The organism is Microlunatus ginsengisoli (genome assembly GCF_039537205.1).
GTDB lineage: Bacteria > Actinomycetota > Actinomycetes > Propionibacteriales > Propionibacteriaceae > Microlunatus > Microlunatus ginsengisoli.
On the sequence record NZ_BAABAB010000057.1, the window covers coordinates 45628 to 52342 of the forward strand.

A 6715-nucleotide genomic window follows, 5' to 3' on the forward strand; every position below is an offset into this window, starting at 1 on the left:
GGCATTGTCGCCGCCGTCGGCTACATCGCTACCGTTACCCCCGCCGAAGCAACATCCGGCTGGCGCCCGGGTCACCGACCGCAGTTTCGGCTCCCATCCGGTGGAATCTCGCTATCGTGAGCGCCAGCGCCGCCGACGCCGGCGGGAACGACGTCAGGCCCCGTGCCGGCGTCGGTGGGTGTACATCGTAAGCAGAGCGTCTCTCGGGGTCGAGTAGCAAGGCAGGTAGCTCCAGGTGCCTTGGAAATCTCGCCTATTGGGGCCGTTCGCTGGACGGCTTGCGAGGCTCGATCGAACGGAGCGGACGGTAGCTCAGCACGGCCGTTCGGCATCGCCGTGCAGCGGAAATCCGTCGAGAATGTGCTGGAGGTGGATGACTTGTCGTGGGATGAACTCGGCGATGGTGAGGGCGACGACGCCGACGTTGCGGCCGATGTCAGTGACCAGGCGGCGTGTTTGGTTGCTGGTGAGGCCGCCGATGTCGGCTCCCAGGCCGAGTCGGATCTCGTTGGCGTCGATGGTGTCGACGTCGAAGTGGATCGCGACCTTGCTGGCGCCGGTCGCCGCGAGCCAGTCCAGCGCCGGGTTGCTGGTGGTCCTCAGCGCGTCGGGGGCGAAGAGTGTAAGTCCCAACTCCGCGGCGATTGCCGGCAGTGTGGGATCGGTCCAGTCGTGCATGCCGAGCAGCGCGACGCGATTCGGGGTGGTGGTGGCTGGGAGGAGGTCGAGCAGGCCGGACCTGATCACGTCGGGCGCGCGCTCACGAGCTTGCGGTGGGGGGCGAGGGTGTTCCGAGGGAACGTATGGCGCGCCAGGCCGTCGCGGTTGGGGGTGTCATCCGATAGTGCCATCGGCCGTCGTACTCGATGAACTCGATTGGCGGGTTTGATCGCTCGAAGTCGTTGTACACCTTGCGGGCCATCGCACCCGTGATCCCGGCGACCTGCTCAGGTGTCACGCCGATGTCCGTGAAGTCGGGTCCGGTGAGCAGCTGGTCGGATCGCTCGGCGGCAACGTAGTCGATCAGTCGTAGTGTGAGTTCGGACGCGGCTGCGGCGTAGTCGGCGAGGTCCTCCTCGTTCCACTCCGTCCGGGGCAGCGCGGCCGTCCAGTGCGGATCTTTGGGCTTCTCGCCGCGGAACGCTGCTCGTACGTCGACGAGTCGGCGGCCGTCTGCCAGCCTCCAGAAGGTCCAGCCATTGGTCACGCTGCCTTTGACGTGCCTCCCAGCTCCAGACGGTGATCCGAACAGCCGTCCGTCGACCTCGAGCATGCCGTCGTCGCGGACCAAGGCCTGCCTGGATGCCCACTGTCCTTCTCGCGGGGTGAGGACGGTGCCGGCGTCGAGCAGTCCGGCCGCCACCAGGTCCTTGATCTCGACCCAGTCCTGACTCTTGTCCCGCGGGTCGACGACCTCCCCGGTGTGTCCGTCAGGGACTGGCCACACTCTAAGCAGCGCGTCGATGAGCTGGCTACTGCGAGTGTCGATCGCGTCCTCAGTCCATCCTTGCTCGCCGGCTTGCCTGAGCAGCCGGCTGTTCAGCAGCAAGGTGTCGTGCTCGCGCAGCTTCTCGCGTTTCACGGTCCAGGCCGAGTTCGACACCTTCGAGTTCAGCGAGCTGGTCAGCAGTGTCAGGTTGCCGAGCCGATGGACGTGGGCCCCTCGGTCGATCTCGGCATCGAGCCCTTCGACCGGCCAGTTGTCTTGCCACTTCTGCGGGAGAACGTGCTCGATCGGGTAGCCGCGGCGAGGAACCTGCGGCTGGTTGGTGCCGTGGCGGTACTCGTTCTCGACCGCCTCCAGGAAGAGCCGGAGCCGGGCCACCTTGAATCGCCGATAGGCGGCTTCGGCGGTGAGCGCCGCACGGACCTCTTCGTCGCCCGGCCAGTAGGTGCTCAACACGTTCAGTCGGGCGAAGTGACCTCGGACCCGGCCGACCAACTCAGCCGCGGGAGCATCCCCGTGGATCCTGATGACTTCGGCTACGACACGTCCCAGGTCCGACGTGGTCAGCCGCAGGAACATCCGTCGGATGATCCAGCTCTCAGCCACCCCCACCACCTCGGCGATGACGTCGTCGGGCAGATCGCGCGCAGGCTCATGGAGCCAGATGAGCAGAGGCTTCAACAACTCCAGTTCGCTGGCCTTCATCCGGTAGACCGACATCTCGACATCGGTCAGTTGCCGGTCGCGGTCATCGGCGGCCACGGTCCACGACTCGTAGAGGTCTGCCTGCTGCTTGATTGTCGGCAGCAGGTCCGCCATCTTCTGTCCAGCGTCGTGCTCGACGTAGACCTTGAACCGCGCGAACGTCTGCTGTGGGCTGATTTCCTCACCCAGACGCGAGGCGAGCCACTGGTTGAGGAACAGCGAGCTTCGACTCACGCGGTAGCGACCGACACTGACCTCCGTCTCCCAGAACCTTCTGTCGAATGGCCAGTCCTCGGCGTACGCACGGCGGGTATCGGCCCCCTCAGCGGCCAGGCGCTGAAACACGAAGTTCTTGATCAGATCCGCTGCCGTGAGCGGTGTGCCGCGCGCGTTGAGCGTCTCGAAGATCTCTTGTGAGTTCTCGATGGCAGTGAGGTTGATCGCGACAAGCTGCAGCCCGCTGGTCAGGACCGAGACCAGCGCATTGGCTCGCGCGGGGTAGGCGTCATCCTCGACCTCACCAAGCCAGGTGGTGACGGACTCGACGAAGAATGAGTGGGCCCTGGTGATCTTGGAAGACGCGTGCTTCAAGTCGTCGTGGTTGACCGGGGACTCAGCATCCATCACCTCGTCGAAGGCCGCCTGGTCACGGTTGGTGTGACGGATCTTGAGGCGTGACTCGCCCGGCGGCACGAACGTGGGCTGGTTATGTGTCAGGCTCTCAAGCTGACCCGCCAGCGGGTCGAGTCCCGCGGACTCCAGGACAGCTGCCGCAGCATCCATCAGGACCTGGAGCGTGGTGAGCCGCTGCTGCCCGTCGATGATGTTGCTCGCCTGCATGTTGCCCAGCTGCCCCTCATGGGCCTGAACAACCACCGCGCCGAGAAAATGCGTCGCCGTGGAGAACGGATCGCGGAGCCGCATCTCGGCCAGGCGCCGGATGTCACCCCACAACGGCGCCCACTGCTCCTCCTGCTCCCATACGTAAGGACGCTGGAAGAGCGGCACCACGAGCTGCTGCGGAAGACTGAAGATCTGCATCGGCGTGCGGACGTTGGTTTCCACGGACGTCATCCTGCCCTGACGTCGAGGCGTCTCACTGGGGAGCCTGCGTCGGACCCGGTCGGACTGCGGCGTGGGCGTCGCCCGGACCGCTGAGCCGGTGGACACTCGACCGTCGTGCCGGCCGTGGTTCTCCGACCGGCCGCCGAACAGTCCAGGTAGAGCGTGCGATCCGCCTCCGGGATGAAGCGATGGTGAAAGCTCGGAGCTGTTGCTCCAACCCATCGAGTTTGATCACGGTCCACGGGCGCCAGTCACGCGGCATGCACGGATACCTGTCTGCACCAGGCCCGAGGACTCACATTGTCCGCCTATCCTCCGGTCAGACAAGAGGTCGAGGCACCTCGCCGGCAACAGGCTCGGCAAGAGCAGCTCGACCGCTTCCCAGGGCGGGCCGTGGTGACCGCGCTTACTGAAGTTCCCCACTGACGCTCATCGAAGTTCCCCACCCGTGTGGCTCCGCTACGAGGGGCGGGTCTCCTTCGACGCTGGTGGTCTCTGACCACTCACCAGCTGTCCGAAGGAGACCCGGTCTTCATGATCACACGGGAGGACGACGTGGACATCCACGCGCTTCGCCGGCAGGGCTGGACGATCACCGCGATCGCCAACCACGTCGGCAGGGACCGCAAGACGGTCCGGAACTATCTGAACGGCACCCGGGAACCGGGGGTGCGCAAACGTGCCTCCGATCCGTTCGCCCCGTTCGTGGAGTACGTGACGGCCAGGTTGGTCGAGGACCCGCATCTGTGGGGCATCGCGCTGTTCGACGAGCTCCAGCCGCTCGGGTTCACAGCCTCCTATCCGACCCTGACGCGGGAGATCCGGGCCCGTCGGCTTCGCCCGGCGTGCACCGACTGCGGGCGGGTCACGGAACGGGCGAACGCGATCATCCCGCACCCGGCCGGGGAGGAGACTCAATGGGACTGGCTGGATCTGCCCGACCCGCCGCCGTCGTGGGGTTGGGGGTCGACAGCGCATCTGCTGGTCGGTTCGCTGGCCCACTCCGGTCGGTGGCGCGGCTACCTGTCCCCGGTGATGGACCAGCCGCACCTGGTCGAGGGTCTGGATCGGATCAGCCGCGGTCTCGGCGGCCTCACCCGGAATTGGCGGTTCGACCGGATGGCCACGGTCTGCCACCCCGGGTCGGGCCGGATCACCGCCACCTTCTCCGGGGTGGCGAAGCACTACGGGGTGATGATCAAGATCTGCCCGCCGCGGGCCGGGCACCGCAAGGGAGTGGTGGAGAAGGTCAACCACACCGCGGCGCAACGCTGGTGGCGGACCGTGGCCGACGACATGTCGGCCGAGCAAGCCCAAGCCGACTGTGACCGGTTCGCCAGCGTCAGGGGTGACACCCGGATGCGCCGCAGCACCACCGGTGACCGGAAGGCCACCGTCGCGACCGTGGCAGCCCGGGAACCGCTGCGGCCGGTCCCGCCCACGCCGTATCCGCTGCCGCTGACGGAGTCCCGCGTCGTGTCGCGGCAGGCGCTGGTCGGCTACCGCGGCAACTTCCACTCCGTGCCGCCCGAGCTGGCCGCGGCGACCGTGATCGTGACCCGGCTGACCGGCGTCCCGTTCTGCGACATCGCCACTCACGCCGGGATCGTCGTCGCTCGACACCGGCTGGCCCCAGACGGCGCCGGCGTCGTGGTCCGTGACCACGGTCATGTCGCCGCCCTCGACACCCTCGCCATGACCGCGGCAACGGCGGCCCGCGGCCCGCATCGCCGCAAGGAACGCATCCCACCCGGTGATGCGGCTCGGGCCGCCGCCGACGTCTTGCGCGGCGCCGAGCAGCCCACCCTCAGCCCCGTGATCGACCTCGCCACCTACGAACGCGCCGCCCGCGGAAGGAACACCCTCAGATGACCACCAACACACCCACCGGTCAAGCCAGCACGGGAGCGGTCCCCAGCACCGGATCGATCAAGGACACCGAGGAACTCCCGTTGACCGCTGCCGCCGCGTCCCGCTACCAACGGGTGCGAGGCCATCTGGCCACTCTGCGGCTGCACACCGCCGCCGAACAGCTACCCACCGTCCTCGACCAAGCCGCCCGCGAAGGACTGTCGGTGACCGCCGCACTGGAGCGGCTGCTCGCCCTCGAGGTCGACGCCACCGAAGCCCGCCGGCTCGCCGGCCGGCTCCGGTTCGCGTGCCTGCCGACCCCGGCCACCCTGGAGGACTTCGACTACGATGCCGCCGCCGGCATCGAGCGACACCTGATCGCCGAACTCGGCAGCTGCCGCTACCTCGAATCAGCCACCAACGTGATCTTGGTCGGCCCGCCCGGCGTCGGGAAAACCCATATCGCCGTGGGACTGGCCCGCGCGTCGGTCCACGCCGGCTACCGCACCTACTTCACCACCGCCGCCGACCTCGCAGCCCGCTGCCACCGCGCCGCCATCGAAGGCCGATGGGCAACCACCATGCGTTTCTACGCCGGACCGACGCTGTTGGCCATCGATGAACTCGGCTACCTGCCGTTGCCCGCCGAGGCCGCCGCCGCCTTGTTCCAGGTCGTCTCCCAGCGCTACCTGAAGACCTCGATCGTGCTCACCACCAACCGCGGCGTCGGCTCCTGGGGCGAAGTCCTCGGCGACACCACCGTCGCTGCTGCCATGCTCGACCGGCTCCTCCACCGCAGCGTCGTGATCAACCTAGACGGCGACTCCTACCGGCTTCGCGACCACCACGCTCGCAACGAACAGCTCCGCCGCACCACCATCGGCACCCGCCAACCGCTACGCTGAACACCGCCTCCGGGTGGGGAATTTCGATGAGCACAACTGGGAATTTTCAGTGAGCGCCATCAGTGGCTCAGAGGGAATCGGTCACCGCACCCGCGAGCTGAGCGAATCGGGCCCGGCTGGACTGTCCACCCCCGTCGAAGTCGAGGACACCGATGCAGAAGGCGATCACCGTGTCCGACAGTAAACTGGCGGTGCGCCAGCGGGAGTTGTTGACTAGTCCCGGCGACGTTTTCGGTCCAACGACGCCAATCGGATCCCGGGCGGGGAGAGACAAGAGCGCCGCAAGCTGAGTCGAGTCCCGGTCCCGGCACCAGCTCGAACGCCTCGGGGTTGCTCAGTATTTGGACGGCGATTGGCAATTACCTACTATCACGATAGGAATAATAGGAAGCACAACCGGCTCGCCCCAAGGTCGAGCCCTCTGGCTACGAGTACCGAGAGACGAACTGTTGATGATGCGGATCCGATACGCACGGGTGCAGGCCGCGGGGTTGCGATCCCGATCGGCCCGTCGTGTACGCGGGCCGCGTCTTGAAGGCATGTCGGTCATCGGATCGACGATCCTCTCGCCGATGGTCGCCTTGGTGAGGCGGCGAACGATCGACCACATGCGGTGGGCGTCGATGCACTGTCGGTGTTGCTGACCGAGGCTCTTCCCTCGCGTACCGAGTGGCGCCTCTGTCAACGGCCAGTTTCTGGTCCCCGCTGGTGGCCAGGTGAAAGTCCCCGCTCCGCGTTCGTG

Annotated in this window: 4 protein-coding genes; 2 read left to right on the forward strand and 2 right to left on the reverse strand. The window is 66.9% G+C overall.

Annotation, left to right across the window (positions count from 1 at the left end; genetic code table 11):
* Positions 1-312 precede the first annotated feature (312 nt).
* Positions 313-747 carry an arginase family protein gene (locus ABD747_RS26485; RefSeq protein WP_344810163.1) on the reverse strand — a complete coding sequence of 145 codons (435 nt, stop codon included), beginning with the start codon at positions 745-747 and terminating at the stop codon, positions 313-315.
* 13 nt (positions 748-760) lie between these two features.
* The gene (locus tag ABD747_RS26490) at positions 761-3217 is read right to left on the reverse strand and encodes a GmrSD restriction endonuclease domain-containing protein (protein ID WP_344810164.1); all 2457 of its coding nucleotides are present in this window, start codon (positions 3215-3217) and stop codon (positions 761-763) included.
* A gap of 534 nt (positions 3218-3751) precedes the next feature.
* Here ABD747_RS26490 and ABD747_RS26495 point away from each other — a divergent pair.
* Positions 3752-5089 (forward strand): Mu transposase domain-containing protein, encoded by a 1338-nt coding sequence (locus ABD747_RS26495; RefSeq protein ID WP_344810165.1) that lies wholly within the window; start codon positions 3752-3754, stop codon positions 5087-5089.
* On the forward strand, positions 5086-5973 hold the full coding sequence (gene istB, locus ABD747_RS26500) for an IS21-like element helper ATPase IstB (protein ID WP_344810166.1): 888 nt from the start codon (positions 5086-5088) through the stop codon (positions 5971-5973). Before ABD747_RS26495 ends, istB begins: the two co-directional genes overlap by 4 nt.
* Positions 5974-6715: the final 742 nt, after the last annotated feature.